We start from the raw sequence: 14,349 nt of genomic DNA on the forward strand, positions 1-14,349 counted from the left end.
GCTGACAGACCGACCAACAAATAATGAATGAGCGCTCACTTTAATCCTGTGAAAAGTCGCAATTTCCCTTGAGCCAACTCAGGGCTTGGGGTATGCCCAATAAACCGACTTGGATCGAGGCATATGAGCACGACGTCGCCACTCCAGAACGCATTCACCCAAAAGCACCTTTTAGCTATTGCTGATCTCAATCCCGTCGAGATCACCGAACTGCTGGACCGCGCAGAAACCATGGTTCAGGTTTCGCGCCAGCAAAAGAAAGCCAAGCACACGCTGGCCGGTCGAACGCAGATCAACTTGTTTTTCGAGAATTCCACCAGAACCCAAAGCTCCTTCGAGATTGCCGGCAAACGATTGGGCGCAGACGTTCTCAATATGGCGGTGAGCACTTCAAGTGTAAAAAAGGGTGAAACCCTCATCGATACAGCGGCGACGCTGAACGCGATGCGACCGGACGTGATTGTGGTCAGACATGCCTCGTCCGGCGCAGTGAAGCTTTTGTCTCAAAAAGTAGAGTGCTCCGTCATCAATGCGGGTGACGGCACCCACGAACATCCAACCCAAGCGCTGCTGGACGCATTGACCATTCGACGCCACAAGGGGCGCCTAAATGGGCTCACGGTGGCCATTTGCGGCGACATTGCAAATTCTCGCGTGGCGCGCTCGAACTTAATGCTGTTGAACGCGATGAATGTGCGTACCCGGGTGATTGCGCCCAAAACCATGTTGCCAACAGGCATCGAACATATTGCCGCAGAAGTCTTCACCGATATGGAAGAAGGCCTAAAGGACGCAGATGTTGTGATGATGCTACGAATCCAGCGCGAACGTTCGACAGGACAGCAAATTCCCTCGGTACGCGAATTTTATCGGTTCTACGGGCTAGACGAGCGAAAACTGGCCTTCGCTAAACCGGATGCCATCGTGATGCACCCCGGCCCCATGAATCGCGGCGTAGAGATTGATCCAGCAATTGCCGATTGCGATCGCTCTGTTATCACCGAACAAGTTGAAATGGGCGTTGCGGTCAGGATGGCCGTCCTAGAAGCCCTTTTGGCACGAGAGGCGCAATCATGAGTGGCAAACTGATCGTTCAAAACGCCCGCATTATTGATCCTGCATCCAATACTGACATTCATGGCTCAATCCTTATTGAAAACGGTCAGTTCGTCGATATTGTGGAAGGGCAACAAGCGGCCCCCGAAGGCGCTGAGGTCCATGATGCCAAGGGCAACATAATCGCACCGGGCCTCGTCGATTTGCGGGTGTTCACTGGGGAACCGGGTCGAGAATTTAGAGAAACGCTGCGAAGTGCATCAGATGCCGCCGCGGCAGGTGGTGTCACCAGCGCACTATTGATGCCGGACACCAACCCTGTCCTGGATGATGCCGCGCTGGTGGATTTTGTTTCCCGTCGCGCTCGGGATACAGCAAAGATTAAATTCTACCCCGCCGCTGCGATCTCTAAGGGTTTAGACGGCAAAGACATGTCTGAATTTGGATTGCTGAAAGAGGCTGGTGCGAAAGCACTGACAGATGGACGCAAGAGCATACAGAATGCCGCTTTGCTAAAGACGGCCTTCACCTACGCCGCTAATTTTGACATGCCGATCATCCATCACCTATCAGATGAAAACCTGACAGGAAGCGGTGTTATGAATGCCGGGCTGTTGGCAACTGGTCTTGGGTTGAAGGGCATTCCGCACATTGCTGAAACCATTCCCCTAGACCGGGATGTGCAATTGGCTGAAGCCACAGGCGTTCGGTATCATGCAGCGCAAATATCGTGTGCCAAATCGGCAGAAATTATTGCCCGGGCGAAGCAGCACTCAAATCGAATTTCGGCTGGCATTTCGATCAATAATCTATGTCTGAACGAAAATGATGTGGGTGATTACCGAACATATTTCAAACTCGCACCGCCTTTAAGAAGCGAAGATGAGCGTCAAGCGATGATCGCTGCCCTCGTGGACGGCACAATCGATGTGATTCACTCCGACCATGACCCCCAAGATGTTGAAGGCAAGCGCCGTCCCTTCGCCGAAGCCGTTGACGGGGCCATTGGCCTTGAAACGATGCTAAGCGCAGCACTTCGCCTGGTGCATGAAGAGCAAATTGATTTGGTGAGTTTGCTTAAAGCCATGACCTGCAACCCCGCGGACCTTATTGGCATCAACGCAGGTCGCATCAAAAAAGGTGTGCCGGCTGACTTCATCGAAATTGATCTTAATTACCCGTGGGTTACTTCGGAAAATGACCTAAAATCACGTTCGCGAAACACGGCATTTGAAGGTGCGCGATTTAGTGGTAAGGTCGCCGCGACTTTTTTAAATGGCAATAAAATTTACGAATTGGCAGAAGCATAAATGTTTACTCTAACGCTCTTCATTGCGGCCCTTGGCGGCTATCTGCTGGGTTCCGTGCCGTTTGGCCTTGTTCTGGTGCGACTTGCTGGTTTGGGCGACATTCGCGAAATCGGATCAAAAAGTATTGGCGCGACCAACGTGTTGCGCACTGGCCGCAAAGATTTAGCGTTGGCCACTTTGCTGCTCGATGCAGGTAAAGGCGGCATCGCCGTGCTGCTGGCAAGATACTTTCTTGGCGAAATTCCGGCTCTAGTTGCTGGTATCGCAGCGTTTGCTGGGCATTGTTGGCCGATTTGGCTGCGCTTTAAAGGTGGTAAGGGCTATGCCACATTCATCGGCACCTTATTTGCCTTCAACATAATTGTTGGACTGCTTGTTGGCGCAACTTGGCTGATCGTTGCATTTGCGCGCCGATTTTCCTCTCTTGCGGCGCTAAGTTCTGCTGCAGCTGCGCCTGTATATGCTTGGATTTGGTCTGGTCCTGCCTTAAGCTTGGCATGCGCGATTACAGCTTTATTTTTATACTATCGACACAAAGAGAATATTTTACGCCTTATGAACGGTACTGAACCCAAAATCGGCGATGAAAAAACCTCCTCAGCTAGCTAGGGTCTAGACCCTGATGACGCTATTTGACGAGCCTACACCGCCAAAGACATATCTCACTGATAATCAAAAGCTGGCTTGGCTTAGGCTGATCCGCTCCGAAAATGTTGGGCCAGCCACATTTAAGCGATTGATCAATCGCTATGGCCATGTGGACGCCGCTCTTGCTGCTTTGCCCGAACTCGCAGCCCGAGGCGGCGCGGCCAAACCCATCAAAATATGCCCTCTCGCAGATGCGGAAGCCGAGCTTGAAAAACTGCACAAAATCGGCGGAAACTTGATCGGCTTGGGCGAACCAGACTATCCGCCTTTGCTTGCCCATACATCAAGCGCCCCGCCCATTCTTTCTGTGTTGGGCGAGGCGAAATTTGATTTGCATAAAAGCATCGCCATTGTGGGCGCGCGCAATGCATCTGCGGCTGGCATGGCCCTCACCCGTCAATTAGCCGCAGAGCTTGGCCAAAACGGCTATGCAATCATTTCCGGCCTAGCGCGCGGCATCGACAGTGCAGCCCATACAGCAAGCTTAAGCGCTGGAACGGTTGCTGTGTTCGCAGGCGGAATAGACTTTATCTATCCCGAGCAGAATCGCGATCTAGCAAAGTCGATCGTGGACAATGGTGGTTTGCTGGTTACCGAAATGCCGTTCGGTACAAGGCCAATCGCCCGCGACTTCCCCCGCCGTAACCGCATCGTGGCTGGTATATCCCTTGGTGTTTTGGTGATTGAGGCAGCGATACGCTCAGGATCATTAATCACCGCGCGTTTGGCAAATGAACAAAATCGCGATGTTATGGCCATTCCCGGTTTCCCGCTCGACCCCCGCGCGGCTGGCGGCAACAAATTGATCCGCGATGGCGCAACATTGGTTAGAAATGTTGACGACATCCTAGAAGAAATCACAACCTTTGAACTCGCCCAACCCGACTTGTTCCAAGAAGATGGCGATGATCAATTTGTAGACTGGGATATAGATGATACGCCAACTGCGGCCCAAGAGGTATTGTCATCCCTAAGCCACACCCCAATCGCTATTGATGAAATTATCCGTAGCACCGCTTTGCCTGCACAAGCCGTGCAAATGGTATTGCTGGATCTTGAAATTGCAGGACGCATTGAGCGTTCATCCGGACAACTGGTGAACCTTAAATTGGCAGAATGATTTCAAACATCACTTGAAATCGTCATGTTTCTCCACTAGGTGACGACATCTACGAATTATTTCATGCGGTAAGTTGTGCGATATGTTGAACGATTGACATTGCACAACGAACAAGATCATGTTGCCGCCGATCCACAAATGTGAAGTTAAGGAAGTTGCGCGATGAAAGTTGTAATTGTCGAAAGCCCCGCAAAAGCTAAGACAATCAATAAATATCTCGGAAATGATTTCGAGGTGTACGCGTCTTTCGGACACGTTCGCGACCTGCCATCTAAAGACGGTTCAGTCGATCCTGAACATGATTTTGAGATGAAGTGGGAAGTTGATGCTGCGTCTAAAAAGCGGCTGACCGAAATCACCCGCGCTGTTAAAGCGTCTGACGAACTGATCCTCGCGACCGATCCGGATCGCGAAGGTGAAGCAATTTCTTGGCACGTTTTAGAAGTGCTCAAGGAAAAGAAGGCGCTTAAAGACAAGCCCGTCAAACGCGTGGTTTTCAATGCGATCACCAAAAATGCTGTGCTCGAAGCAATGGCCAACCCGCGTGATTTGGATGTGCCGCTGGTCGATGCCTATTTGGCACGTCGCGCCCTTGATTACCTCGTGGGCTTTACGCTTTCTCCCGTTCTATGGCGCAAATTGCCAGGCTCTCGTTCTGCTGGACGGGTGCAATCTGTTGCACTTCGTTTGGTTTGCGAACGCGAAACCGAAATTGAAAAGTTCAAGCCACAAGAATATTGGAGCGTTACCTCCAATTTCGAAAAAGATGGCACCAAGTTTGATGCACGCCTTTATGCACTCGATGGCAAAAAGGTCGACAAACTCGATATTAAAACCAGCGAAGAAGCCGAAAGCATTCGTGCAGCCATTAAAGCTGGCAACATTGTAGTTGATAATGTTGAGAAGAAACCAACGAAGCGTAATCCATATGCACCGTTCACGACTTCTACCATACAGCAGGATGCCTCAAGCCGTTTAGGGTTCTCACCTTCGCGCACCATGCAAATCGCGCAACGTCTTTATGAAGACGGTTCAATCACCTATATGCGTACTGACGGTGTTCAGATTGCGCCTGAGGCGATTGATGCGACACGTCGCCAAATCGCCAGCGATTTTGGCGATAATTATCTGCCTGAAAAAGCGCGTATTTATCAGAGCAAGGCCAAAAACGCCCAAGAGGCGCACGAAGCGATCCGACCAACTGATTTGTCTCGCACCCCTGCGCTGCTCAAGAACTCAGATCCTGATCAGAAAAAGCTCTATGATTTGATCTGGAAGCGCACAATGGCCAGCCAAATGCGCTCTGCTGAAATTGAACGAACAACCGCTGGTTTGCGTGTTGAAGGCGCTCGGCCAATCGAATTGCGCGCTGTTGGGTCTGTTGTAACATTCCCCGGTTTCATGTCCCTTTACGGTGTAAGCACTGTAGAAAAAGACGATGAAAACTCCAAAGAGCTACCAAAACTGGATGTAAATGATCGTCCATCATTGCTCGACGTGCTCGCTGAACAACATCACACCCAACCGCCTGCCCGCTTTACAGAAGCGAGTTTGATCAAAAAGATGGAAGAACTCGGCATTGGCCGTCCTTCCACTTATGCGGCGACCTTGGGCGTATTGCGTGACCGCGATTATATCCGCCTTGAAAAACGCGTGCTCATTCCCGAAGATCGTGGCCGCTTGGTTACCGCGTTTCTTGAGAGTTTCTTCGAGCGTTATGTAGAATACAGTTTCACCGCAAATCTTGAAGAACAGCTCGACGGCATTTCTGCAGGCGAAGTGAATTACAAAGACGTGCTTACCAACTTTTGGCGCGACTTCTCGGCACATGTTGTCGAAATTAAAGATTTGCGTGTTTCCGAAGTCTTGGACGCACTCAACGCGCTGCTTGGTTCTCACATTTTCCCAGCAAAAGAAGATGGTTCCGATCCGCGCAAATGCCCTGATTGTGACACGGGACAGCTTTCGCTAAAACTTGGCAAGTTTGGTGCGTTCATTGGGTGCGAAAATTACCCTGAATGCAAGCACACCCGCCAATTGGCCGAAAGTGCCACCGGACAGGCTGCGGAAACAGCCGGTATTGGCGTTATAGGCCAGCACCCTGAATTTGGCGCAGATATCGAGATGAAATCAGGTCGTTTCGGACCGTATTTGGAAATGGTCCATAACGACGAAAAGAAACGTGCCGGCTTGCCAAAAGGCTGGTCACCAGAATCAATCGATTTGGAAAAAGCCGTAAAACTGATTTCGCTTCCGCGCGACGTTGGCGAACACCCAGAAGACGGCAAAATGATCACTGCAGGGCTTGGACGATATGGTCCGTTTGTTCTGCACAATGGCAAATACGCTAACTTGCCTGATATCGAAGAAGTGTTTTCTGTTGGTTTAAACAGAGCGGTGACGGTACTGGCTGAAAAAGCAGCCGGTGGCGGTCGTCGCGGCGCTGCAGCTACGCTTAAAGAGCTGGGTGATCACCCTGATGGCGGACCGATTACGGTTAAAGATGGCCGTTATGGTGCATATGTGAACCACGCCAAGATCAATGCGACATTGCCTAAGGATACAGATCCTCAAGACGTTACATTGGAGCGAGCGTTGGAATTGATCGCCGAAAAGGTTGCAAAAGGCCCAGCGAAAAAACGCAAAGCGCCAGCTAAAAAGAAGCCCGCGGCCAAGAAAAAGCCAGCAGCCAAAAAGCCAGCAGCGAAAAAGGCTCCGGCCAAAAAGAAACCAGCGGCGAAAAAGACGACCGCAGCAACATAAGGGGTCCAAATAATGGCCCGTAATGACGATAAGGGTCGCCTAGCCAAAGCCCCGGATCAACGACACAGTCACAAAACCCGTTCGAAACAAAACCGTGACGGGCAAATGCCCACGCGCGATCAGGTAGTTGAGTATCTTGACCTCAACCCGAACAAGGCGAGTAAGCGAGATCTTGCAAAAGCCTTTGGCATTCGCGGCGAAGATCGGATTATTCTAAAGGCGCTGTTGCGCGAAATGGAAGAAGACGGCGTGATCAATCGGTCACGCAAAGCTTACAAACGCACTGCCGAATTGCCATCAGTCACAGTAATCGAAATTCCAAGCGCCGCTGATCCTGAACACATGATCGGGTACCCCGCTAAGTGGAATGATGACGATGGCGAACGCCCTGCAGTGCTGATTGTTGGTGGCAAAGACGCTAAGGCCGTGCCCGGCCCCGGCGATCGTGTTCTAGCGCGAATTTCAAAGAACGAAGATACTGAAGGCCCAGCTTACATCGCCAAACCGATGAAGGTTTTGGATGCGCCGCGAAAATCGCTGATTGGCGTTATCCGCCTTATCGAAAAAGGCGCGCGTCTGATCCCTGTTGAGCGCAAGGGTCGTGAGATGCAAATCCATGCTGGCGACCTCAATGGCGCCCAGGATGGTGATCTTGTTGAAGTCGAACAATCTGTTTCCGGCCGCGCTATGGTGCCAAAGGCCAAAGTCACCAATGTAATTGGCAACCCGCTAAGTGAAAAAGCGGTTAGCTTGATTGCACTACACAATTTGGAAATCCCGCATAAATTCTCAAATGCAGTGATTGCAGAATCTGAAGCAGCAAAACCGGCTGATTTGTCCGGTCGTGAAGACTGGCGTGAAATGCCATTCGTCACTATCGATCCGGCGACGGCAAAAGATCATGATGATGCTGTTTATGCCCATCGTGACGAAGATGCAGCCAATGAAGGCGGCTTCGTCGTCTATGTGGCTATCGCAGATGTTGCTCACTATGTACGTCCTGGCTCAGAAATGGAGCGTGAGGCCCTTTTGCGTGGTAACTCCGTCTATTTCCCGGATCGTGTCGTGCCGATGCTCCCGGAGAAGATTTCAAACAATCTTTGCTCGCTAATTGAGTTGGAAAATCGCGCCGCCATGGGATTGCGGATGGTGTTTGACGCTACGGGCGAAAAAATTAGCCATAGCTTCCATCGCACACTCATTCGTTCGGCAGCCAAACTAAGTTACCAACAAGCACAAACTGCGATTGACGGTCATCCTGATGATAAAACCGCACCGTTGCTCGAACCAATCATCAAACCGTTGTTTGAAGCGTTCGATGCGATGGAAAAAGCGCAAAAGCGCCGTGGTCCGCTTGCGCTCGACCTGCCAGAGCGTCGGATTAAGCTCAACGATCAGGGTCTGGTGGAAGATGTCCACATCCCAGATCGACTAACCGCACACCGGTTAATCGAAGAGATGATGATACAATCAAACGTGTGTGCTGCAGAAACGCTTGAAAAACACAAAGTACCCCTTCTCTATCGGGTCCATGATGCGCCATCACAACAAAAACTGATTGGCCTTAAGGAAGGTCTGTCTTCGATGGACTTGAACTTCACCCCCGGTGATACGGTGAAGCCCGAGCAGTTCAATCGCATTTTGGCTCAAGCTGAGGAAAGCGATAATCCGCACCTCGTCAACGAGATGATTCTACGTTCTCAAGCCCAAGCTGAATACACCAACGAAAATTACGGGCACTTTGGTCTGAATTTAAGACGGTATGCGCATTTCACCTCACCGATTCGCCGTTACGCCGATTTGATCGTCCACCGCGCCCTAATTCGTGCCCTTAATTTGGGTGATGACGGCTTGCCAGTTGATACAGACAACAAGCTAGCCGCCATTGGACAACAGATATCGATGACTGAGCGACGGGCAATGTCAGCGGAACGTGAAACCACAGATCGCCTGCTTGCATACTATCTAGCAGACCATATTGGCGCTCAATTCCCCGGTCGAATTGCCGGTGTTATTGGGGGGGGACTATTTGTCCGATTGGATAAATCGGGCGCAGATGGTTTTATACCCGCAAGCACCCTTGGCACGGACTACTTCATCCATGATGAAGGCCAACAGGCGCTGATCGGCGAACGCACAGGAGAGCGTTTTCGGATTGGTGATCAAGTTGAAGTACGGCTAGTGGAAGCTGAACCATTGGCGGGTTCCTTGCGGTTTGAAATGCTCTCAAGTGGAGAGCGTGTAAAACCACCAGGTGGCCGCTCGTCACGTCGCCCGACCTACAAAAAGCATGTCGGCGGTCGGCGACACAAGAGATAGGGAACGCGAGTGAGCCAAATGAGTATTGAGTTAGACACTGTTGCAAAACCCAAACGTGACGTTTGGGGTGCCATGAAGCGCGGCATCATCGGCCGTTGCCCAAAATGCGGCAAAGGCCATTTGTTTCAAGGCTACCTAAAGATCCAAGATAGCTGTTCAAACTGCAAAGAGGCGCTACACCACCATCGGGCAGACGATGCGCCCCCATACATCACTATGGCCATCGTCGGGCACATTGTAGTGGGGTTAATCTTTCACCTTGAAACGAGTTACGAAATTGAGCCGATGATCCACCTTTATTGGTCCATTCCAACCATGTTGATTTTGTCGCTTGGTTTGTTGCGCCCGATCAAAGGAATGATCGTTGGTTTGCAATGGGCGAACTACCTTCATGGGTTTGATCCAAACTTTAGTCCAGAAACAGATATGTAGTGGGCTGACCATTCGTAAAAACATTCTTCGGGCGCTTGACATTTAGCGCTAAATGCCTAGTTTGCGCCCGATATCGATTTTGTGCCGCGCGACAACTCGCGTGGCCTTTTATTTGGGATTGCAGGCATGGCTAAGTCAAACACCGTTAAGATCAAGCTGGTTTCAACAGCTGACACAGGTTACTTTTATGTAGCCAAAAAGAATTCGCGCACATTGACAGAAAAGCTCACACTGAAAAAGTATGATCCTGTTGTACGTAAGCACGTAGAATTCAAAGAATCCAAAATCAAGTAAGGTTTCTTTTTGAAATCTGATTGATGGGAAAAAATTAAACCCCGCCGAAAGGCGGGGTTTTTTAGTGGGCAGTTCAACCCAGCTAGAAGAGGCCACTCTAACGCTAGGTTGAACTTGCCCGACCTACGGACCCAGGAAGTTGCGGCGGACCTGAGAAAACTCCGTAGGAATTTGCGGGTTCTTAATCGAACCGCTTGCATTTTACCTACACTCAAGCATTGAGTTTTCCAACCAATTACGACCAATCACAGCCCAATTTCATCAGCTATGTTAAACACTTAACCTTAACACGTCTCGTTAAGGTTGCCTGTTAACGCTAAGGGGTAACCTTGATAGATAAAGCTTTATCGGTTTAGCCTTCTTAAGCGCGATTCTAGTGCCCCATCCCAGCCCACAACTCTTCAAGAAGTCAGCCAAATGTCCCCTCTAGAGAATGTTCCTACATTACAGACCGAGCGCTTGATCCTTAGGTGTCCGCAAGAGTCGGACATGCATGCCTACATAGAGTTTTACAGCGACGCAGAGGCATCCCACTTCTACGGAGGCCCCTTAAGCGAAATTGGCGCGTGGAGCGCACTTGCTAAGAACATCGGTCATTGGGTTCTTCGTGGATTTGGTCTGTGGACGATTGTGCGTCGTGACACCAATGAAGTTATCGGAGCATGCGGACTTGCAGCTCCCCAAGGTTGGCCAAGACGAGAGCTAACCTGGTGGATTTTGCCGGAAGCTCGTAAGCAGGGATTTGCGAAGGAAGCATCATTAGCCACGATTCAATTCGGCTACGAGCAACTGGGCTGGGATTTAGTTGAAACGCACATGGACGATAAGAATGTTGCCGCCCGCGCACTTACTTTGTCACTTGGTGGTAAAAAAATCGCGCGAGAGCTGTTTCCAGACGGACAGTCGCGCGACATATTTCAATTTCCAGACAAGCAAGAAGTTTAGGCGGCATCGTAAACGATGCGATTGCGGCCTTCCCGCTTTGCACGGTAAAGCGCAATGTCGGCACGTTTCAGCATTTGGTCCGGTGTGTCGTCAGGTAGCTCATTGATTGAAATACCAACGCTCACCGTTATATCCAACGGCACCGTAATACCGGTATCAAACGGCTCACTTGCAATCGCATTGCGAATACGCTCAGCAATGTTCTTTGCGCGGTGCAAATCAGCGCCGGGCATCATCACCACAAATTCTTCGCCGCCATAACGGCAAGCTAAATCCACCCCACGAATGTTGCGCTGCAGGCGACTTGAAAATTCTCTAAGAACTTCATCTCCGGCGGCATGGCCGTGGGTATCATTGACTGATTTGAAGAAGTCGATGTCTAACATCATCAAGCCAAGGCTTTTGTTGCCTTCGCGGGCTTTATCCATTTGAACGCACATATGGCGGTCAAAATACCGACGATTATAAAGACCGGTAAGGCCATCAATAACAGCCATAGCAACAGTGCTCGAAAGACTTTTGCGCAATTCCGATGAATAGCGATAACGCCGCACTTGCGTGCGAACCCGCGCCGCAAGTTCGTTGCGTTCAACGGGACGCAAAATGAAGTCGTTCACCCCAAGCTCCAAACCGCGCACTACTTTTGGCTTGTCGGGAATGTCGGCCACCAGAATAATAGGGAGGTTTTTTGAATGCTCCAAGGTTCGAATTTGCGAGCAAACCCGCAGCGGATCAATGCCCTCAAGCGCCATACTGACGATAACAAGTTCAAAATCCGATTCCGCCAGCCGAAAAGCAACATCCTCTGGTGTCGTTAAATGAGTGACGTCGTGCTCTTGATCCAGTGTTTCCATTAACCGTCGCGCATTATGAGCATCAGAATCAACCAGCAGAATTTTGCCGCCTTCCGCATTCACACCTGCGGTCATGTCGATAATATCTTCAATAGCGATGGCTTGGCCTGTAATCGCGCGTGCGCGCAATTCATCCGTTAGACTTTTAAGGCGAGCCAAGCTTTTGACCCGTGCCATAAGCTGCACATCATCTACTGGCTTGGTCAAGAAATCGTCAGCACCAGCTTCCAAGCCCCGAACCTTGTCCGAAGGTTGATCCAGCGCGGTCACCATGACAATTGGGATATGTTGCGTTTTTGGATCCGTCTTAAGCCGTTGGCAAGTCTCAAACCCATCCATCTCCGGCATCATAACGTCCAGAAGAACCAGATCGCATTCACCGCGCTTACAAATCTCAATAGCGTCGGCGCCATTGCTGGCTTCCAACACATCAAAATACTCAGCCGTAAGCCGAGCAGAAAGCAGTTTTACATTTGTTGGAATATCATCAACAACCAGAACTCGTGCCGTCATGATTACGCCCCACCCCCAGCCGGCTTACTTACCCGGCCCAATAAAATTTTCAATCGTTTCTAAGAAATGCGGCAGCGAAATCGGCTTCGAAATATAGCCTTCGCATCCACCTTCAAGAATTCGTTCTTCGTCACCCTTCATGGCAAACGCAGTTACCGCGATTACCGGAATATGGGCCAGCTCATCATTTTCTTTAATCCACTTGGTTACCACCAACCCAGAAACCTCGGGCAGTTGGATATCCATTAAGATCAAATCTGGATGGTGCTCTTTGGCTATATCTAGCGCATCAAGACCATTCCGTGTTTGTATCGTGCGATAGCCACGTGATTCCAACAAATCGTTGAACAGCTTCATGTTCAGCTCGTTATCTTCAACGATCATCACCGTTTTTGACATAGTTCCCCGGTTGAATTGTTCACATGACTTCTCGAATTTGAGATGAATTTGATTTAACATCAAATATCTTACGAAAGACGTAATAGGACCCAAATAGATGAGCCTTGTTTCTGAAAGCTTTGTGGACGAAATCGCCAATGCCTGCCTAAGCCACCTCGTCAGTGAGCCCGACCTTCTGGGCCAGTTTATGGCCGAAACCGGTATCTCGGCTGATGAAATTAGGCTAGGCGTGGATGATCAGATCAAAACCGGTCTGTTCGATTTTTTCGCCCACAATGAACCAGCAATGCTGGCGGTATGTGCAAATGCACAAATATCGAGCGAGCAGTTTATGCGCGCTTATTACAAACTCAATCCAGGTGGATAACAGTGATGGCTAAGGCCTGATGGCGTCGCTTTGCAAGGAATGTGGGCACCAACAGATTGAGAAAAACTTCTCACGCTGCCCCTCGTGCATGTCTCGACGCACCATCACTCACCCTGAGCTTGCCAAACTCACCATTGCGCATGTGGACTGCGATTCTTTTTATGCTTCTGTGGAAAAGCGCGATAACCCTGAACTGCGCGACAAGCCCGTAATTGTTGGCGGTGGTCAACGCGGCGTAGTTTCAACATGTTGCTACATTGCCCGCATGAGCGGTGTGCGGTCTGCAATGCCCGCATTTCAAGCAAAACGTCTCTGTCCACAAGCCGTATTTGTACGCCCGCGCATGGCCGAATATGTAAAAGCCAGCAAACTTATCCGCGAAGAATTCGATAAACTCACCCCTTCTGTAGAGCCGCTGAGCATCGACGAGGCATTCTTAGACCTTACAGGCACCGAAAAACTACATCATGGCTCACCGGCACAGAGCCTTGCTCGGCTCGCCCGGGAAGTTGAGAAAAATGTTGGGGTCACCATTTCGATCGGTTTATCCCACAATAAATTTTTAGCCAAAATTGCATCTGACCTTGATAAGCCACGCGGCATGGCCCTGATCGGTGAAGAAGAAACCACCACATTCCTCGCCGATAAGCCTGTCACCATTATTTACGGCATTGGCAAAAAATTCGGAGAACGGTTGGAACGCGATGGCATCACCCGGATTGGTCAATTGCAAGAAATGGAACTCAAAGATTTGGCCGGACGCTATGGCGAAATTGGCGGGCGACTATACTATTTGGCGCGAGGGCAAGATAAGCGCATTGTCAAAAGATCAAAAGGCGTCAAATCCGTTTCCAACGAAACCACTTTCTTCAAAGATATAAATGATTTTGACGAACTTTCTAAAGTGATGCTTCGACTAGCAGAAGAAGTATCCGCCCGACTAAAAACTAAAGACTTGGCAGGCGACACGATCACCATAAAGCTAAAAACCGCAGGCTTTACGACACGTACCAGGCGGCGGCAATTGCTCTCACCTACTCAGTTCGCCCACACCATTTATGAAACCGGCCAGTCAATGCTGGAAAAAGAAGTCGGTATGACAAGTTTTCGCTTGATTGGCATCGGTGTTTCGGGTCTTTGCAAGGCGCCGACAAATGATCCCGTAGATTTGATCGATCCCAAAATTGCGCGCAAAGCTGCCGCAGAACGGGCGATGGATAAAGTTCGTGATCGATTTGGTAAAAAGGCCGTTTTACGAGGCAAGTTGATGAGCGCCAAAAAAGATGTACGTAATGAAGATAGTGATTCTCAGAAACCAGATTAGATATT

At 50.0% G+C, this 14,349-nt stretch carries 13 protein-coding genes; 11 read left to right on the top strand and 2 right to left on the bottom strand.

Translation table 11 applies throughout. The features are described 5' to 3' along the window. Window positions 1–123: 123 nt before the first annotated feature. The 9 genes from ACSHWX_RS14440 to ACSHWX_RS14480 all read left to right on the top strand — a co-directional run bounded on the left by ACSHWX_RS14440 (window position 124) and on the right by ACSHWX_RS14480 (window position 10,887). Window positions 124–1,077, top strand: a complete 954-nt coding sequence (locus ACSHWX_RS14440; RefSeq protein WP_435668932.1) for an aspartate carbamoyltransferase catalytic subunit — start codon at window positions 124–126, stop codon at window positions 1,075–1,077. Then, entirely contained in the window at window positions 1,074–2,366 is a 1,293-nt protein-coding gene (pyrC, locus tag ACSHWX_RS14445) for a dihydroorotase (protein ID WP_435668933.1), read from the top strand. The genes ACSHWX_RS14440 and pyrC overlap by 4 nt, the downstream gene beginning before the upstream one ends. After that, window positions 2,367–2,975: a glycerol-3-phosphate 1-O-acyltransferase PlsY gene (gene plsY / locus ACSHWX_RS14450; protein WP_435668934.1), complete on the top strand. Its 609-nt coding sequence runs from the start codon at window positions 2,367–2,369 to the stop codon at window positions 2,973–2,975. 13 nt (window positions 2,976–2,988) lie between these two features. Further along, window positions 2,989–4,134 (top strand): DNA-processing protein DprA, encoded by a 1,146-nt coding sequence (gene dprA, locus ACSHWX_RS14455; RefSeq protein WP_435668935.1) that lies wholly within the window; start codon window positions 2,989–2,991, stop codon window positions 4,132–4,134. Window positions 4,135–4,296: 162 nt separating this feature from the next. Further along, window positions 4,297–6,897: a type I DNA topoisomerase gene (topA, locus tag ACSHWX_RS14460; protein ID WP_435668936.1), complete on the top strand. Its 2,601-nt coding sequence runs from the start codon at window positions 4,297–4,299 to the stop codon at window positions 6,895–6,897. 12 nt (window positions 6,898–6,909) lie between these two features. Beyond that, on the top strand, window positions 6,910–9,216 hold the full coding sequence (rnr, locus tag ACSHWX_RS14465) for a ribonuclease R (RefSeq protein WP_435668937.1): 2,307 nt from the start codon (window positions 6,910–6,912) through the stop codon (window positions 9,214–9,216). 18 nt (window positions 9,217–9,234) lie between these two features. Next, window positions 9,235–9,648, top strand: a complete 414-nt coding sequence (locus ACSHWX_RS14470; RefSeq protein ID WP_435668959.1) for a DUF983 domain-containing protein — start codon at window positions 9,235–9,237, stop codon at window positions 9,646–9,648. A 126-nt stretch (window positions 9,649–9,774) separates the two neighbouring features. Further along, the gene (gene rpmG, locus ACSHWX_RS14475) at window positions 9,775–9,942 is read left to right on the top strand and encodes a 50S ribosomal protein L33 (RefSeq protein WP_435668938.1); all 168 of its coding nucleotides are present in this window, start codon (window positions 9,775–9,777) and stop codon (window positions 9,940–9,942) included. Between the two features lie 417 nt (window positions 9,943–10,359). Then, window positions 10,360–10,887 (top strand): GNAT family N-acetyltransferase, encoded by a 528-nt coding sequence (locus ACSHWX_RS14480; RefSeq protein ID WP_435668939.1) that lies wholly within the window; start codon window positions 10,360–10,362, stop codon window positions 10,885–10,887. Here the strand turns inward: ACSHWX_RS14480 and ACSHWX_RS14485 are convergent. Both ACSHWX_RS14485 and ACSHWX_RS14490 read right to left on the bottom strand, forming a co-directional pair. After that, a complete protein-coding gene (locus tag ACSHWX_RS14485; RefSeq protein ID WP_435668940.1) occupies window positions 10,884–12,254 on the bottom strand; it encodes a PleD family two-component system response regulator in 1,371 nt (456 codons plus the stop codon). The two genes, ACSHWX_RS14480 and ACSHWX_RS14485, sit on opposite strands and share 4 nt — an antisense overlap. Window positions 12,255–12,278: 24 nt before the next feature. Then, complete coding sequence (locus ACSHWX_RS14490; RefSeq protein ID WP_435668960.1) at window positions 12,279–12,653, bottom strand: response regulator; 375 nt, start codon at window positions 12,651–12,653, stop codon at window positions 12,279–12,281. 97 nt (window positions 12,654–12,750) lie between these two features. Between ACSHWX_RS14490 and ACSHWX_RS14495 the strand changes: the two genes are divergently transcribed. Together ACSHWX_RS14495 and ACSHWX_RS14500 are read left to right on the top strand one after the other, a co-directional pair. Then, a complete protein-coding gene (locus tag ACSHWX_RS14495) occupies window positions 12,751–13,020 on the top strand; it encodes a DUF3572 family protein (RefSeq protein WP_435668941.1) in 270 nt (89 codons plus the stop codon). Between the two features lie 19 nt (window positions 13,021–13,039). Beyond that, complete coding sequence (locus tag ACSHWX_RS14500; RefSeq protein WP_435668942.1) at window positions 13,040–14,344, top strand: DNA polymerase IV; 1,305 nt, start codon at window positions 13,040–13,042, stop codon at window positions 14,342–14,344. The last annotated feature ends 5 nt before the right edge of the window (window positions 14,345–14,349 follow it).

Source organism: Maritalea sp., from assembly GCF_051251695.1.
GTDB lineage: Bacteria > Pseudomonadota > Alphaproteobacteria > Rhizobiales > Devosiaceae > Maritalea.